The organism is Aquimarina sp. I32.4 (genome assembly GCF_002924285.1).
Taxonomy (GTDB): Bacteria; Bacteroidota; Bacteroidia; order Flavobacteriales; family Flavobacteriaceae; genus Aquimarina.
In genome coordinates this window covers 1-17,060 of record NZ_PGUB01000034.1, presented here as the reverse complement: position 1 = coordinate 17,060, position 17,060 = coordinate 1, and the positions used below count along the sequence as shown (strand labels likewise).

At 32.7% G+C, this 17,060-nt stretch carries 19 protein-coding genes; 4 read left to right on the top strand and 15 right to left on the bottom strand.

What is annotated here, in order from left to right; all coding sequences use genetic code 11:
* Positions 1 to 43: 43 nt before the first annotated feature.
* Positions 44 to 685: a 4'-phosphopantetheinyl transferase superfamily protein gene (locus CVD18_RS09590; protein ID WP_103865222.1), complete on the bottom strand. Its 642-nt coding sequence runs from the start codon at positions 683 to 685 to the stop codon at positions 44 to 46.
* A 132-nt stretch (positions 686 to 817) separates the two neighbouring features.
* Here CVD18_RS09590 and ahcY point away from each other — a divergent pair, with 132 nt between their 5' ends.
* Complete coding sequence (gene ahcY / locus CVD18_RS09585; protein ID WP_103865221.1) at positions 818 to 2,134, top strand: adenosylhomocysteinase; 1,317 nt, start codon at positions 818 to 820, stop codon at positions 2,132 to 2,134.
* Positions 2,135 to 2,393: 259 nt separating this feature from the next.
* Here ahcY and CVD18_RS09580 read toward each other — a convergent pair whose 3' ends face one another.
* The 9 genes from CVD18_RS09580 to mutY form a co-directional block, all read right to left on the bottom strand.
* Entirely contained in the window at positions 2,394 to 2,996 is a 603-nt protein-coding gene (locus CVD18_RS09580; protein WP_103865220.1) for a hypothetical protein, read from the bottom strand.
* 185 nt (positions 2,997 to 3,181) lie between these two features.
* Positions 3,182 to 3,442, bottom strand: a complete 261-nt coding sequence (gene rpmA, locus CVD18_RS09575) for a 50S ribosomal protein L27 (RefSeq protein ID WP_103865219.1) — start codon at positions 3,440 to 3,442, stop codon at positions 3,182 to 3,184.
* A gap of 72 nt (positions 3,443 to 3,514) precedes the next feature.
* Positions 3,515 to 4,186 (bottom strand): 50S ribosomal protein L21, encoded by a 672-nt coding sequence (gene rplU / locus CVD18_RS09570; protein ID WP_103865218.1) that lies wholly within the window; start codon positions 4,184 to 4,186, stop codon positions 3,515 to 3,517.
* A 98-nt stretch (positions 4,187 to 4,284) separates the two neighbouring features.
* On the bottom strand, positions 4,285 to 4,758 hold the full coding sequence (locus CVD18_RS09565) for a DUF4199 domain-containing protein (protein WP_103865217.1): 474 nt from the start codon (positions 4,756 to 4,758) through the stop codon (positions 4,285 to 4,287).
* A 99-nt stretch (positions 4,759 to 4,857) separates the two neighbouring features.
* The gene (locus CVD18_RS09560; protein ID WP_103865216.1) at positions 4,858 to 5,733 is read right to left on the bottom strand and encodes a DMT family transporter; all 876 of its coding nucleotides are present in this window, start codon (positions 5,731 to 5,733) and stop codon (positions 4,858 to 4,860) included.
* 91 nt (positions 5,734 to 5,824) lie between these two features.
* On the bottom strand, positions 5,825 to 6,397 hold the full coding sequence (gldD, locus tag CVD18_RS09555) for a gliding motility lipoprotein GldD (protein ID WP_103865215.1): 573 nt from the start codon (positions 6,395 to 6,397) through the stop codon (positions 5,825 to 5,827).
* Positions 6,387 to 7,709 (bottom strand): gliding motility-associated protein GldE, encoded by a 1,323-nt coding sequence (locus tag CVD18_RS09550; protein ID WP_233194517.1) that lies wholly within the window; start codon positions 7,707 to 7,709, stop codon positions 6,387 to 6,389. The genes gldD and CVD18_RS09550 overlap by 11 nt, the downstream gene beginning before the upstream one ends.
* A 24-nt stretch (positions 7,710 to 7,733) precedes the next feature.
* Positions 7,734 to 8,198: a single-stranded DNA-binding protein gene (locus CVD18_RS09545; protein ID WP_103865214.1), complete on the bottom strand. Its 465-nt coding sequence runs from the start codon at positions 8,196 to 8,198 to the stop codon at positions 7,734 to 7,736.
* Between the two features lie 162 nt (positions 8,199 to 8,360).
* On the bottom strand, positions 8,361 to 9,449 hold the full coding sequence (gene mutY / locus CVD18_RS09540; RefSeq protein ID WP_103865213.1) for an A/G-specific adenine glycosylase: 1,089 nt from the start codon (positions 9,447 to 9,449) through the stop codon (positions 8,361 to 8,363).
* Positions 9,450 to 9,579: 130 nt separating this feature from the next.
* On the opposite strand from mutY, the gene CVD18_RS09535 reads away from it, so the two are divergent.
* Complete coding sequence (locus tag CVD18_RS09535) at positions 9,580 to 9,870, top strand: HU family DNA-binding protein (protein WP_024768281.1); 291 nt, start codon at positions 9,580 to 9,582, stop codon at positions 9,868 to 9,870.
* A 279-nt stretch (positions 9,871 to 10,149) separates the two neighbouring features.
* Positions 10,150 to 11,688: a ribonuclease E/G gene (locus CVD18_RS09530; protein ID WP_103865212.1), complete on the top strand. Its 1,539-nt coding sequence runs from the start codon at positions 10,150 to 10,152 to the stop codon at positions 11,686 to 11,688.
* 61 nt (positions 11,689 to 11,749) lie between these two features.
* Here the strand turns inward: CVD18_RS09530 and CVD18_RS09525 are convergent, their stop codons facing one another.
* The gene (locus CVD18_RS09525; RefSeq protein WP_103865211.1) at positions 11,750 to 12,622 is read right to left on the bottom strand and encodes a thiopeptide-type bacteriocin biosynthesis protein; all 873 of its coding nucleotides are present in this window, start codon (positions 12,620 to 12,622) and stop codon (positions 11,750 to 11,752) included.
* A gap of 54 nt (positions 12,623 to 12,676) precedes the next feature.
* Positions 12,677 to 14,917 (bottom strand): lantibiotic dehydratase family protein, encoded by a 2,241-nt coding sequence (locus CVD18_RS09520; RefSeq protein WP_158250422.1) that lies wholly within the window; start codon positions 14,915 to 14,917, stop codon positions 12,677 to 12,679.
* A 209-nt stretch (positions 14,918 to 15,126) separates the two neighbouring features.
* Between CVD18_RS09520 and CVD18_RS09515 the strand changes: the two genes are divergently transcribed.
* Positions 15,127 to 15,609, top strand: coding sequence for a regulatory protein RecX (locus CVD18_RS09515; protein ID WP_103865209.1), 483 nt, complete (start codon positions 15,127 to 15,129; stop codon positions 15,607 to 15,609).
* A gap of 102 nt (positions 15,610 to 15,711) precedes the next feature.
* Here CVD18_RS09515 and CVD18_RS23355 read toward each other — a convergent pair whose 3' ends face one another.
* From CVD18_RS23355 to CVD18_RS09500, 3 genes are all read right to left on the bottom strand, one after another.
* Positions 15,712 to 16,020, bottom strand: coding sequence for a S41 family peptidase (locus CVD18_RS23355; protein WP_158250421.1), 309 nt, complete (start codon positions 16,018 to 16,020; stop codon positions 15,712 to 15,714).
* On the bottom strand, positions 16,013 to 16,657 hold the full coding sequence (locus CVD18_RS23350; RefSeq protein ID WP_103865207.1) for a S41 family peptidase: 645 nt from the start codon (positions 16,655 to 16,657) through the stop codon (positions 16,013 to 16,015). Before CVD18_RS23350 ends, CVD18_RS23355 begins: the two co-directional genes overlap by 8 nt.
* Positions 16,658 to 16,804: 147 nt before the next feature.
* On the bottom strand, positions 16,805 to 17,060 hold a 256-nt coding region (locus CVD18_RS09500), incomplete at its 5' end, for an integrase core domain-containing protein (RefSeq protein WP_146052742.1).

The window sequence follows — 17,060 nt, the reverse complement described above, 5'->3', positions numbered from 1 at the left end:
TTGTTTTTAAACATCTATCACAGCTTCTATACCATAAATCGCATTACTCTTCTACAGCTTGTTGAGCATATACACATGTAAAGCCTTCAAACTCCAAAAAACTCATGTCGTAATGACTAATTTGATCCTTATAACTAATAGCCCCATAAATGAAAGGATATTCTAATTCAAACGGTGAGATAAAAATATGTTGCTCAAAACTCAATCCTGCAGTGGCATACAGTTTATATAATGATTCTTTGGCTCCCCATATTACCGTAAGAGCTCGAGTTTTATCAGAATCTTGTTTTATTATTGATTCGTTTTCGAATTCGTTTACAAATTTATGTGCTATCCTTTGTATTTTTTCTCTTTGTTTTTCGATATCAATCCCTACTGGTTTATCACTAACAATAACTCCTGCAAATTCATATGAATGGGTAATCGATATTTGCTTACCATCTGTGAGATGTGGTTTACCAAATTCATCATAATAAAGATCATGATCGGTATACCCAAATATAGCTAGCAAATGTCGCACGCTCATAAAAGCTCTGCGATGCATCTCTGATTTCATGCCATTTACTCTATTTTGGCAATGTGTTGTTAATTCTATTCCTTCACACAAAGACTCATACGATTCTTCGATCTTCCAAATCAACACATTAGTGCTTTGATCTACTGTTATAGTTTTGTAAAGAGGCATTTAGATTCTTAAAGTTATTACGTACCTTTGCAAACCGAAAAAAGAAGTTTTTTCTAATTTTTTCGAAAGGCGAATTTAGAACAAATTAGCGCAAAATACCAGAATGCGCTTTATAAACATAAAATAAAAACTATGAGTACCAAAACAGTACCTTATGTTCCTTACAAGGTAAAAGATATTTCTTTGGCTGCCTGGGGAAGAAAAGAAATCGAATTAGCCGAAGCAGAGATGCCTGGATTAATGTCTCTTCGTGAAGAATACAAAGATGAGCAACCTCTTAAAGGTGCTCGTATTGCAGGTTGTCTTCACATGACAATCCAAACAGCTGTATTGATAGAAACACTTCAAGCTCTAGGCGCAGAAGTTACATGGAGTTCTTGTAATATATTTTCTACTCAAGATCAAGCTGCTGCTGCTATCGCAGATGCAGGTATACCTGTATATGCTTGGAAAGGAATGACCGAAGAAGAATTTGACTGGTGTATTGAGCAAACTTTATTTTTTGGTGAAGATAGAAAACCACTTAACATGATTCTTGATGATGGTGGTGATCTTACCAATATGGTATTAGATAAATATCCTGAACTAGTTAGTGGTATCAATGGTTTATCTGAAGAGACAACCACTGGTGTACATCGTTTATACGAAAGAATGAAAAACGGAACGTTACCTATGCCTGCCATCAATGTAAATGACTCTGTAACCAAATCAAAGTTTGATAACAAATACGGGTGTCGTGAGAGTGCTGTTGATGCTATTAGACGTGCTACAGATACAATGCTCGCAGGTAAACGTGTAGTTGTTTGTGGATATGGAGATGTTGGTAAAGGCTCTGCTGCTTCATTCAAAGGAGCTGGGTCTATAGTAACTGTTACTGAGATTGATCCTATATGTGCACTACAAGCTGCAATGGACGGTTTTGAAGTTAAAAAACTAGAAACTGTAATTGGTAATGCCGATGTTGTTATTACTACTACTGGAAACAAAGATATTGTACAAGGAAAACACTTCAAGACACTAAAAGACAAAGCTATCGTTTGTAATATCGGTCATTTTGATAATGAAATAGATATGGCTTGGCTAAATGACAATTACGGAAATACAAAAGACGAAATCAAACCTCAGGTTGACAAATATACTATTGATGGTAAAGATATCATTATTCTTGCTGAAGGTCGTTTGGTAAACCTTGGTTGTGCTACTGGACATCCAAGTTTTGTAATGAGTAATTCATTTACCAACCAGACCTTGGCACAAATAGAACTTTGGAACAACAAAGAAAACTATAAAAATGAAGTGTATATGTTACCTAAACATCTTGATGAAAAGGTTGCAAAATTACACTTGGCACGTCTAGGAGTAGAACTAGAAACTCTAAGACCAGATCAAGCAGAATATATTGGTGTTACCGTTGAAGGGCCATTTAAACCAGAATATTACAGATACTAAAAAAAGCATCTGATTTTATAAAAAAAGTCTCTTTTCAAGAGACTTTTTTTATTGTTTTGCTTTCTTTTGTTAGTAATTTTAAGCTTCCAGATTATACCAGTTCTGATTTAAATTTACTCATAAGAAAAATGATGAATTTTTGACTTAGATAAAAAAGAAAAATCAAGCATAGCAGGGCTATGGTTGTATTTTATTTTGAAACATTAGACAAAAAGGCGCGGTTTTATTGATTAAATTTAAGTTGGAAATGGTATTACTATTACTTTGCCTTTTTAAGAATGTATTTTGCCATTTCTTTTGCTAATTTGGCATAACTCTCAGCTATTCTGTATCCCGAATTAAAATCGGCTCCATAAAAATTACTTCCAGGAACCTTAAAATATTTTGTAGAGAACACTACTTTATCAGGAGTGGCTGTTTCGTATATAATGATTGTTGCATTTACTTTAGATGGCTGTTTTACAACGCCAACATTATAACCTGGATAAATCCACGTTGTCTTAACCTTCATTGTATATTTAGCATTTGTTATATCTTTTCCAACCTTTACAGCCCCACCATCAAAACGCTTATTAAAAGACTCTATATACTTTGGTTCATATAAATTTTCGCGATCAGCAAACCAAGATTTTTTAAACTTCTCTCCACCACCAACATTCTTCTCTTCTCGCTTATCCATTTTATCTTTCAAAAATTCTTCTTCTGTATTAAATTTATGAACTTTAAGGTTTTCATAATCAAAAACTAACTTGTATTCTGTAATTCCTTTTAAATTTTTAATACTTCCCTCTATATCTTTTCGCTTTTGTCCAAAAGAAAATGTAAGAGTCATTAGCATTGTAAACAACAATAACTTTTTCATAATTAGGTTTTTAAATTTAACACTACTAAAGGTATTTCTTTTTTAATAAAAAAAAAGAAATTTTAAATACTTAATTTATAAAATTTGAGAATCAGCCTCTTACGCATTATCAAAGAAAGGCTATATAAAAAAACCCTTTCAAGTTAACTTGAAAGGGTTTTTTTATATTACAAAGAAAAAATTCTCTATGCTTCAAAAGGAACTATTGAAACATATGATTTATTATCTTTCTTTTTAGTAAATTTTACAACACCATCTACTCTTGCGTGTAGGGTATGGTCTTTACCAGCGTATACATTTTCACCTGGCTTGTGGGCTGTACCTCTTTGTCTTACAATGATGTTTCCAGCCACGGCAGCTTGTCCACCAAATATCTTAACACCTAAGCGTTTCGATTCTGATTCTCTACCGTTTTTTGAACTACCAACTCCTTTTTTATGAGCCATAATACATATTTTTTATTTTACCCACTATCTAAGTCTAAGCTAAGATAGTGATTTGGTAAAAAAATTAAACGTTTATTTTTCTATACCACCTTTGTGGTTATCCTGCCATTCTTTCAACTCATCCCATTTACCGTCAGCAGCCATTTTTGCTTGCTTTGGCCATGATCCTGGGTTTTTTGAAGCGTAACGAGAACCTGCTTCTCCTAAAATTTCTTTTAGTTTTTCTACATCTGTTCCTGCAAGATCTGTAAATGTATTGATCCCTGCACTATTGAATATTTCGGCAATTTTAGGGCCAATTCCTTCAACTTTTTTAAGATCATCAACTTTTACAGTAGATTTCTTTTCTGCTTTTGGCTTAGCTTCTGTTTTCTTAGGAGCTGCTGCTTTAGCTTTTGGTTCAGCTTTTTTAGTTGCTGTTTTCTTTGCTCCAGAAGTTACAATACTCTCGATAACAATTTCTGTAAGAGATTGACGGTGACCATTTTTTACACGGTACCCCTTACGTCTCTTTTTCTTGAAAACAATAACTTTATCACCTTTAAGGTGTCTTGTGATTTTTGCTCCTACTTGAGCTCCATCTATAGCTGGGGCGCCTAAAGTAACATTGTCTCCATCTGCGGCAAGAAGAACTTTGTCAAAAGAAACTTTGTCTCCTTCTTCTCCTGCTAAACGGTGTACAAACACTTTTTGGTCTTTTGCAACCTTAAATTGCTGCCCTGCTATCTCTACAATTGCGTACATAGCGTAACGTTTAATTAATTATTTTGTAAATAAAGAACTGCCTATCTTTTAAATAGGCGGGTGCAAATATACTGCTAATTAATTAAACGACAAACATTTTAAGCCTCTACAGAGTATGATTTGTGATTTTTCTTAGAATTCCAGCTTTCTTTAAACAGCTGCATAAACGATAAGGTGAGCATAAAAGTAGTAGCAAATCCCATAATTGCCGCTACAAACACAACAATACCAACACCTACATGATAATGCGAACTCCAGTTTGCCAGCATTTCTGGCAAGAAACCTACATTAATATTCGTTACATATACTGCAAAAAACATTGTAAAAAGAATAGTTGCATTAAATCCCGTAAAAAGCCCTGCCATAAACCCTTTTTGATATTTAAACTCTTTTCCTTTTTCATGCTTGTAATCCTTCATAGCATTATACAGACCAAAAGCCATAATAACACCATTACCTATACTAAAAACAGGTTTTGTATGCATCCCTATCAAAGAAAGAATTAAAAAATATATAACAAGACCTACAGCAATGAGAATACCGTATTTTACAGGAATAGTTGATTTTTTCATAAGTTCTATCTTTTAAAGTTCTTTCTTAAAAATAAGAAAAACAGAACCTTTTTAAATACAAACAAATGTTAATTTATTGTTTTTCAGTGTATTAAAAAACTACTTGTTCCTATTTGCCAAGTAGACTCCAAGAATAATAACTCCAGAGGCAAACACTTGATACAGTGTAAACTTCTCATTATCCAATATTCCCCATAATAATGCTACAATAGGAATTGTATATGTTACCGAACTTGCAAATACTGGCGTACTAATCTGAACCAACTTATTAAACAACACTTTGGCAATCCCTGTTCCTATAACCGCAAGAATAGATATATATACCAAACTTGTATGTACAATAGGGTCATGCATCACATCACTCTTGAAAAAATCAGAAAAAAACAATACAATCAAAGCTGGAACGACTAATACCAGAAAGTTTCCATTGGCAATAGCCATAGGAGATATATGCTGCATATACCGTTTTATAATATTCACATTGATCGCATAACAAATTGATGCACAAAGCACCAATAATGCATACCAATAATTTTGATCTGGATTTACCGAAGCCCCTTCTAATATGAGTGCTAAGCAGCCTATAAACCCTACAATGACACCTATAAGTTGGTTTTTACTGAATGTCACTGAAAAAATTAATATCCCAAATATCAATGTAACCAGAGGAGTGGTTGAGTTAAGTATTGAAGCAATACCACTATCGATTTCTGTTTCTGCAAAGGCAAACAAAAAGGCTGGTATAAATGTTCCCGCAAAGGCAGATATAATTATCCATTTCCAATCGGAAGCTTGTATGGTTTTCATACTTCTAAATCCAATTAAAAACAAAAAGGTTGCAGCAAATAATGTTCTTAGCGCACCCAATTGTAATGGCGTAAGCCCAATCAATGATTTCTTAATAAGAATAAATGAACTTCCCCACACCAAAGACAACACTGCCAGGTATATCCATTTTAGTTTTGTGTTTTCCATCTCCCTATTACTATAGTTGCAAAAGTGATGAAATTATAGATACACAAGGGCAGTTTTTTAATAAAACACCCCTCTTTTGGTATGTTTTTTATTATCTCCAATTAATAGTTTCCATCAAATGCATCATATCATTACGCAAATAATTGGCCGCTGGAAGTATTGAATCATAATTAGGTTTTACTTTGAAATACATTGACCCAACAATAAAATGATTAATACTATCTGTTACATAAAATTGGGATGGGGATGCAGCATTTCCAGAAACTTCATAAAACACACCGTAGACGTTGTTTTTTTTATTTTCAAAAGGAGTTTGTATAATCCCATCTGCCTTGACTACATGTTCTTGTGTAAGATTCTGAGCATCCCTAAGCAATGAATCCAAATTATTGTTAACTTGATAATACGAAATATACATGGTTGCTCTCATTTTTTTATATTCCAAGTTGTACCAACATTGTTGATTTCTTCTTGCTGGATATAATTCTGAAAGATCATTTTTTTCAAAAGAATATGAACATGGCAGCAACACCTCTCTATACTTAGATTCAGGATAACTCAATCGTAACATTCCTTTGGGCTTAGGCAATACCTCTCCTCCACAAGAAAAAAATACAACTGGAGCACATACTACCAAAAAAAACCTAACTATCTTATTCCTCATTGATCGTTAATTTCACTTGTTTTATTCGCTTATTATCTAATGACTCTACCTTAAATACGTAGTGATTCAAAACTATAGTTTCTCCTCTTTTAGGGAAATTTCCTGATATTTCGAGTAATAACCCTGCTATAGTTTCTGCATCTCCTTTTTTATCTTCAAAGACGGTATTATCTTCCAGTTTTAATACTTTATAAAAGTCTTTTAGAGCTGTTCTTCCTTCAAAAACATAGTTTTTATCATCTAGTTTTGAAAAAATTAAATCCTCATCATCAAATTCATCACTAATATCTCCTACTATTTCCTCTATAATATCTTCTAATGAAATCAAACCACTAGTTCCTCCATATTCATCTACAACTATAGCTAAGTGATTTTTTTTGTCTTTAAAATCATTGAGCAAATCATCTAGTTTTTTATTTTCTGGCACAAAATAAGGCTCTCTCAATAATGGAATCCAATCAAAAAAAGATTCATTTATATGTGGCAACAAATCTTTTACATACAAAATCCCAATAACCTTATCAATACCATCTTCAAACACAGGGATTCTAGAATATCCTTTTTCTATAATTTCTGGAAGAATTTCTTTGTATGAAGAAGTACTATTAAGTGCAAAAACATCCATACGAGGGCGCATTACTTGTTTGGTATCTGTATTACCAAAAGACACAATCCCTTCTAATATTTTCTTTTCTTCATCTGTAGTATCATTATCTGATGTCAATTCTAATGCTTGCGATAACTGATCTACACTCAAATTTGATTTTTGTTTCCCTAACTGGCTATGCATCCTTACAGTTACACCTCTCATAGGAATACTTACTGGAGAAATCACCCAATCTAAAACTCCTAATGGGCGCGCCATAAACTTTGCAAATTTCACCCTGTTTCTACTAGCATACAACTTTGGCAAAATCTCACCAAACAATAATATAAAAAAGGTTGCCAACCCTACCTCTACCACAAACCTTACATTGATCCATCCCAACCAAACATAATCCAGATTACTGAAATACACTTTTCCAATAGCATCAAAGAGCAATACAATTGCGATATTGATAAAATTGTTTGCCACCAGTATAGTTGCCAGCAACTTCTTAGGACTATCCAGCAACTTAATTATAATCTTAAGGTTCCTAGAGATATTTTCTTCATCTTTAAGATCGGTAGGCGTCAATGAAAATAGAGCCACTTCACTACCAGAAATTAATGCAGAAAAAACAAGCAATACAACAAGCATCACCACATTAATGGTTTGCAAAATATCAAAAGTGAATAATGAAATAAATAACAGTTCAGGATCAGGGTCCAAATTATCTTTGTTTAGTTAAACATATCAGAACGGAAGATCATCCTCTTCCATATTCTGTGAATTAGATGGAGCTATCTGCGTGTTATCATTAACAGCAGGCGCATTCATTTGACGCGTATTCTGAGGTCCAGATTCAGAAGGTTGATTCTCATTTTTAGGAGTAAGAAAAGTAAAATCTGTACATTGTATTTCTGTACTATATCTATCCTTTCCTTGCTCATCTTGCCATTTTCTAGTCTTAAGACGTCCTTCTATATATACCTTATCTCCTTTATTAAGATATTTTTCGCATATTTCTGCAGCTTTATTTCTTACCACAATATTATGCCACTCAGTCGAATTTACACGCTCTCCTGTGCTTTTATTGACATACGAATCATTGGTCGCAAGTGGAAATCTGCCTATGCAGTTACCACCTTCAAAATAATGCATCTTTACCTCATCTCCTGTATGCCCAATAAGCATTACTTTATTTAATGTTCCAGACATTTTTATTTATAGTTTTTATTAGGGTTATTGTACGCAAAGAAATAATAAACCTTGATAAATAACACCATCTTGATCTTCTTATTTTTTTAACTAACCCAAAAACAGTTTTCTTATTATAGTAAATGTAATAAAAAATAACAAACAAATAGCTTTGCGCTTCTCTTAACTCATGCTTTTTAAGTGTTTTTTAATAGAACTTTTATCAAAAAATCTGTCTATAAATTTCCCTAATAAAATAGGAACGGGATATTTATGTATATCGACACAATCAATGAGTTTTTGATTATGAATAATTGACGGGGGATCGCCTAAATTTACAATATAAAACTGAGTATATAAATGTTGATGAGACAACTTATGCACTATAGGCTTATCATAAAATGGTGTTATCTCACTCTTCTCTCCTTTTATCATTTTTTTAAAAGCATCATCAGAAGTAATTGTGGTATGATCTACCCTCTCTCCTTCTATTAAAGGAAATTCATACAACCCCTCCCAAATCCCCTTACCTATCCTTTGCTGAATAATTGTTTTTTGATTTTCTGCACAAAAAACTAAGTAGTTAAAATATCGTTTTTTGATTTTTAGCTTTTTAATTTTAATAGGTAACAACTGTACTCTTCCTTCTTTTAATGCATCACAACTATCTTGTATGGGGCAGATAATACAATATGGGCTTTGAGGTTTACACTGTAACGCCCCAAACTCCATAATTGCCTGATTATATTCTGCAGGCTGCTCATGATCCATTAATGTTATAGCCAATTCTTTGAATTCCTTTACTCCTTTAGTAGTATTAATAGGAGTATCGATCCCATAATATCGTGATAATACTCTATATACATTACCATCTACTACAGGGACTGCTTCATTATAACAAATAGAAGCAATTGCACTTGCTGTATAATCACCTACTCCTTTAAGTTTTAAAAGGTCATTATATGTAGAAGGAAAAACACCTTTTAGCTCATCTGCCACATATTTTGCTGTAGTATGTAAGTTTCTAGCCCTTGAATAATACCCCAAACCTTGCCACAATTTTAACACTTCTTCTTCTTTTGCCTTGGCAAGATCAAAAACAGTAGGAAAGGCTTCTGTAAATGACAAATAATATGGTAATCCTTGTGCTACTCTGGTTTGCTGAAGTATAATTTCACTAAGCCAAATGTGGTATGGGTTTTTGGTTTCTCGCCACGGCATTGCCCTTTTGTTCTGTAAATACCACGAAATGAGTTTTTTAGAAAAAATCATAGTAAAATTATAAGTTTTGCAAAATTAAACGTTTAAAGATGAAAATATCATCTTAAGTATTGATTTTTTGGTTTTTAAATTCTTATATTTGCCCCCTTGAAAATTTAAAAACCCCTAAATAGGTAATATAATGACTAAAGCAGATATTGTAGCAAAAATTTCAGAAAAACTAGGAATAGAAAAAGGTGATGTTCAGGCAACAGTTGAGACCTTTATGGAAGAAGTAAAAAGTTCTTTAGAGAGTGGAGATAATGTATACCTTAGAGGATTTGGTAGTTTTATTATCAAAACCAGGGCAGAAAAAACAGGCCGTAATATTTCTAAGAACACTACTATCAAAATTCCTGCACACAATATACCTGCGTTTAAACCTGCAAAAGTATTTGTAGAAGGTGTAAAAACGAACGTAGAAGTAAAATAATAATAACTAAATAAAAAGTACACTATGCCAAGTGGTAAAAAACGAAAAAGACACAAGGTAGCTACGCACAAGCGTAAAAAACGAAGAAGAGCCAACCGTCACAAGAAAAAGTAGTTTCTAACTACTTTTTTTATTTAAAAAGTTAAGTTCTTTGAAATCGAAATAAAACAGCATATTCACTACCTATATGTACGTTTTATTTCAACGGAATTGTAAAAAATTCCTGTGAAAAATTGTTTAATCCATCTCGATAGCTATCGGGATAAAAATCTAATCAGAGTGAACAACGAATTGATCATTAGGTCAGGTTCCTCTACGGATTTTGCCTTACTAAAGGATGGAAAACTAATTGAATTACATAAGGAAGAAGACGACAGTGATTTTGCTGTTGGTGATATATTTATTGCCAAAATCCGCAAATCTGTCCCAGGTCTTAATGCCGCATTTGTAAATGTAGGCTATGAAAAAGATGCATTTTTGCATTATCATGACCTTGGTCCTCAAGTATCTTCTTTACTTAAATTCATAAAACGTGTAAGCACAGGTAAATTAAAAAACTATTCTCTAAAGGATTTTCCTTTTGAGAACGATATTGATAAGCATGGTATTATTACCAATGTGCTCAAATCAAACCAGTCACTACTAGTACAGATAGTAAAAGAACCTATATCTACCAAAGGTCCTCGAATAAGCTCTGAGCTTTCGATTGCTGGTAGATATATAGTTTTAGTGCCTTTTTCTAATCGGATTTCTATTTCTCAAAAAATAGAATCATCAGAAGAAAAAGAACGCTTAAAGAGGCTTGTAAAAAGTATCAAGCCTAAAGGTTTCGGAATTATCGTACGTACTGTAGCAGAAGGCAAAAAAGTAGCAGAACTAGACAAAGATTTACAAAATCTAATAGGACGATGGCAAAGTATGTGTAAGAAATTATACAAAGCTCATCATCCTTCAAAAGTACTTGGTGAAATGAATAGAGCATCTTCTATATTAAGAGATGTTTTTAATGACACCTTTACTTCTATTATTGTAGATGAAGAAGATCTCTGCAACAGAATCAAAGAGTATTTGCAAGAAATTGCTCCAAAAAAAGAGTCTATTGTAAAACTTCATAATCCTAAAATACCAATTTTTGAAAAATATGGTATTGAACGGCAAATCAAAACAAGTTTTGGTAAAACTGTATCGATGAGTAAGGGCGCTTATTTGGTTATAGAGCATACAGAAGCGATGCATGTAATCGATGTGAATAGTGGCAATCGATCAAACAAAGCCAAAAACCAAGAAGATACTGCACTAGAAGTAAATCTTATTAGCGCAGCTGAAGTAGCAAGACAATTACGTCTTAGAGATATGGGAGGTATTATTGTAGTTGATTTTATTGACATGAATAATGCTGACAATCGAAGAACTCTCTTCAATCAATTGAGAGAAGAGATGAAAGACGATAGAGCAAAGCATAAAATATTACCGCCAAGTAAATTTGGTTTGATTCAGATAACACGACAACGCGTTCGACCTGAAATGAATATCAAAACCCGTGAGGTTGATCCAAACGGAACAAATGGTGAGGTTGAGGCACCAATCGTTTTGGTAGAAAAAATAAAAGTCGAATTAGAAAAGTTAATTAAAAAAGATCATAAAAAGATAACGCTTAGTGCGCATCCTTTTATTGCAGCTTTTTTAACAAAAGGATTTCCATCCACCCGATCCAAATGGTTTATTAACCATAAAAGATGGGTAAAAATTGTACCTAGAGACGCTTACACGTATTTAGAATATCATTTTCATGACAAAAATGGTGAAATGATAAAATAAAAATAACCCGACCTTATTTTAAGTGTCGGGTTTTTTGTTTTTCTAACTTCTCGTATTTACGCTAAATCAACACTTTGCTTCTAACTTTTGTTTTATGATAACGTGATAAAAAATCATAACATACCAATTCGTAAAATCGTTGTTTTGACCTAAAAGCACGATTTACCAACATATGAATATAACTACTCATCAAATTGTCTAATGGCATTTCAAGATTCTTATCGGTATGAATATTCTTAATTTCTTGTATGTACACAGATGTATTTTCTTCTTTATGATTTAATAGATTATCGAGAATTACATAATTCTGATCTGTATGGGCTTCCTCTATAAACAAAGTTATTTTGTTTTTCAACCCTCTATATTTTTTATCTAATTGCTTATTCAAGGTTTTATCTGCATGAAACTCTCTTTTGAAAGCTAATCCGTTTTGCGACACCAATTGTAGTTTTGCCTCTTTTGTATACCCAAAACTATCCAACAATCGATCTATTGCTTTTATCACAAACAAAAAGTACAATTCTTCATCTTCTATCATCGATATTGCCTCTAATAAAGTAGCACTATCCCAATAAAATAATTTTTCTGAAGCATCTATACTATTCACACCATACCTCTCTAATTCTCTCAAATAGGTATCTGTTTGTATTTTATACACCACTTGCTGTTCTACATATTTCTGTAGTGCGTTATTAATATGCAGAATAACACTCCCTATTTTCTCTATGTCTGGTATATGAAATCGTATTCTAATATGAAAATCAGGATCGCCATAGCGTATAAAAAACCAAGAATCAATCACATCTTGCTTTACTAAATACTCTACAAGAGGTTTTATAGCTTCTGTAAGAAGTATATCTGATGTTCTGGCACCACAATATATCTTATAGTATAACCATTCATCTCCTAATATAAATGTTCTTTTTGTACTCATGTTGTTGTATTTATGTGACCGTTCTGGTAATAATACTTGCACTTACTATCATCTTCATAACAATACTTCTTTACCAGCATATCCCAGCTTTTCTTTCTTCTCTCTTGCTCTTTCTAGTTTTTCTTGATTATACAAAGAGATCACAAACTGATTGGTATAATTCATTCCTTTTTGTTGTACCACCCCCGCTACATTGCCAGAAGAACTTTCTTCTGAAAACAAAAATTCTTCTATAATGCATTCTTTCTTCTTTTTTATAGAATCTATCCACATCTGTATAGAATTGTTATTCTCTAGATGTATTAGCAATGTATTATCCCCATCAATCAACTGCACCATCTTGGGGATATTATAATTTGCTCTCCATTCATTTACAGCCACCATTCTTTCTTTATCATCTGACTCTTTTAGAAAGGAAAGATCAGCTACAGTAATCTTCCATCTGGCTTTTGCCAATATAAAATCTTTATATATCACTCTTGGCAAAAAAGCATGTTTTTGCAGTACCTCATTCCAATAAAAACCAATACTTTGCCTCCTTCCTTGGCTTTGCATATCACATAAAAAATGATACACAGGTAATGCATTTGCACTGTAGTTGTGTGCATTTGTTAATCTTGGAATAATTTCTTTATTCAGTATTCTACTGCGTAATATAATTTGATTACCTCTTACCGATATCATTAAATCTTCTATTGGTAATTGCCGTTCTAGAGGTAGATTAGATTTGCCTAAATAAGGGATTTCATATTCACGTATTGTTGCCCTTCTTATCACATTACCTGTCCTTGATTCTGGCAAATGAACAATTTCTGCAAGTATTTGATTATCATGCATTTCTTGTTCCACAGCCGCAATTTGTTGTACATGCTCTAATATGCTATGGTTTCCAGTAGAAAATCGCCCTAGTAAATTTGCGGCAGAAGCGCCTACTATATACGAGCATATCATTTTCTCTTCTCCATCCACTGTTGCTATTTGCGCAATTGTAGACATTGTATCAGGTAAATCATTCCAATTAAGCTCTAAATGGTCAAAATCCTGATCTTCTAGAAGCATTAAATATTTATTATCCCTATGGATACTTTGCAATTTTTGACCTATTATTTCCTGTACTGGATTCCATTGTATTTCTTGTGTTGTAACAGGAGCTGAAGGAATATATAAATCATCTAAAAAAGAAGTAGAATCACTGGCATTCATGTTTTGCAAATACCCAATACCAACTTCTGTATCTAATGCAATTGCCAGCGGTATTTCTTGAGTTTCGTATCGTTTTATAAACGCATCTTTAAATTTTTGCAAGTTTGTTTCTGATGGTGTATTACTCATTCTATTTAATAATGGCAATAACCTTTTTAACTTATAACCCCACCGAATATTTAATTGATTTGACTGAATTCCTGTATACATATCTGTTTGAAAAAGATATTTTAATTCAAACGGGGTCTCCATTTTTGCTACTCTATCACTTAGTTCTACGTATTTATTAACTTCATTACCCAATCTATTATCTATTTCTTTCAAAAACTTTTGATAATATTGAATTTCTTTTAGTAATACATCTGCTTCTTCTAAGTAGCTTACTCTATTTGCAAGCTGCTCTAAGAAGTCTTCTCCTGTTACAGAGGGTTCTATCTCACTTACCAAGATTTGATTACTTATAAGCTCATCTATAAACTCTTCTGCTTCTTGATAGATGATTTCATCATTTACCAACAACATTGCCAAGTCCTTAACCTTTTTACCAGAAATAGCAGTTTTGAGTATTGTTTCTAAATATCCCGTATACGCTATAGCTTCTATAGAGTGTTCCCTTTGGTTATATGAATTATATCGATATTCTATATATCGATATTGATCTCCAATTTTATATAAGCTATTATTAGGATACCACAATAATTGCTTTTTTATAACTTCTTCTTTTGCTAGTTTTTGAGAAAGTGCTACCAGAAAATTCATATCAAATCGAGTTTGCCTATGATTCTTCCAGTAATCATCTAGAGCAATCATAGTTTCACCACCAAATGCTCCTACACTACACCCTGCAAATAGTCCAAAAGGAGTACAGCGTGAGCTCATTCTGGATATGTATTTTAACAATGAAGATTCAAGTCTCTTAGTTTTATTAATATCATTGAGCTTACCTGATAACCATTTTTCTATCTCAGCAAACAATTCTGGAGAGGCAAGAAAAATTGCCTCTTTAATCTCATCATTCTTCCAAAGATCAACAAATACCTCTGTAGTTATCTCCTTATTTTTTGTTAGATCGTAATAAAAATTTAAAGGCAAAAGAGGCGTTCTAAGGCAGAATTTATCGAAAAAAGTATATGGGTTTTTAAGTTTCAAAAGTGTGTGGTATTTTTAAATGGTTAGTATCAAAAAGATAAATATACTATTTTCTATTTTTATGATCTGGCTTAAACACATAATAGCTAATTGATTAAGATTTGTATTCATATGACTTGAATTCAATCACAAAAGTGCCTTACCTTTGTTGCATGCATAAGTACCCTATAAAGTCTGTAACGGTAGCAGAAGCAACTCACAAAATGGAACATTATTGCGCCTACCAGGAGCGTTGCCATAAAGATATTGAAGATAAATTGAGAACGATGAAACTGATTCCTGAAGCTAAGGAAAAAATCATCTTACATCTTTTGGAGCATAATTTCCTAAACGAAGAGCGTTTTGCTAAAAGTTTTGCCAGAGGAAAATTTAATATTAAAAAATGGGGTAAACAACGTATTACCAGAGAACTTAAATTACGTAAAATATCTCCTTATAATATAAAAACTGCACTTAAGGAAATAGCTGAAGAGGATTATTTTATCATCTTTCATGAACTGGCAGAAAAAAAATATAACAGCATTTCTGAACAGGATAAAAACAAAAAATATAAAAAACTCGTAGATTACCTACTATATCGAGGATGGGAAACAAATCTTGTGTATGAGAAAGCAAATGAACTCATATCATTTTAACTTGTGAAATAACACTAATAAATTCTTATCACGTCAAACAAAGTCAAGAAACGCATTCAATACTAAAGACTTTTGCTTCTTGACTTTGAAATAAACACCCTATTAATTACCTAGTAACTCAATAGCCCTTTCTATCCCACTATCAATTTTGTTATCAAAATCTAGAGTAGACAAAAATGGCACTTTATTTTCTTCTTTTTCTGGCCCCATACCTACGGCTTCAAAAACAGCTCCTTCTGGATCACTATACACCTCATTAGACAACACTATCCTTGCTCCATTTGGCAACACATGTGTTAATTCATCAGAAAGGATTCCATTGGTATTCTCTCCTATAAGGTTTACATACGGCAAACCTTTCATCGCTAGAGTAAATATTTCTGCCGCACTAGATGTGACAGGACTAGTCAAAAGAGCAATGTCTCCTGTAAACTGATACGCCCCCTTTAGGGCTAATAGAGATTGTCTGAGGCTCTGTAAAGCCTTCTCCTAGTTTTGCCTTTTTTGTTCCGACTACTATTTTTTTATTTACAAAACGAGAGGCGATATCTAATGAAATTTTATCATGCCCTCCTCCATTGGCCCTAACATCTATAATTAACTTGGAAACTCCAGATTTTTCAAAATCATTCATCATTTCATCTAATACTTCATTTAGAGCGATTCTCTCATTTTCAAGGCTTGTTCCAAAATCTTCCATTTCAAGAATTGCAACGTATCCTATCTGATCAGTTACCAATCCCCAAAACATATTTTCTTTGGCATTTTGACTGAATTCTCCTTTGAGATAAGTTTCTGCAATTACATTCATTTTTCCATCCAGAACATCCCAATAGTCGTCTGTATTCTCTATACGATATGGTCCTTCAAGATGTTCATTCAATCTTTCTACTAAATTCGAAAAACCAGGTTCGATTTCTACACCTTTATTTTCATCTTTTACACTTACATGTCCATCTTTTAACTGCAATACTAATTCTTCAACAATATCATAAAAATTATCTTCAGTAACTTGATCTCTTACATTTTCAAACTCAGACCAATTCACATTTCGTCTTTCAAAAAAAGCATAATAGTCATTAAAAATATTCCAAAAGTAATCGAAATTAACTTTTGGATCTTCTGTATTTCCTATTTGATCTGGTTGTTTTGACCCCTATAAAACAAGAGTAATCTTTTAAATTTGGATTATTAATTATGCTACTCTATTTTTCATTAAAATTAAGTGTTTGTCTTTGTTCCATTTTTCCATAGGAGTTATTCTTCCCAATAGTCCATGATGCCTTACGTTGTTATAGAAAACCACATATCTTTTTAGTATTTGTTGAATCTCTCCAAATGTTCTATACTCAAATCGTTGAAAGACTTCTTTTTTAAGTATTCCATGATAAGCTTCTACATGTGCATTTTCCTCTGGTGTAGCAACATGAGTAAACTCTTGACTTACCCCT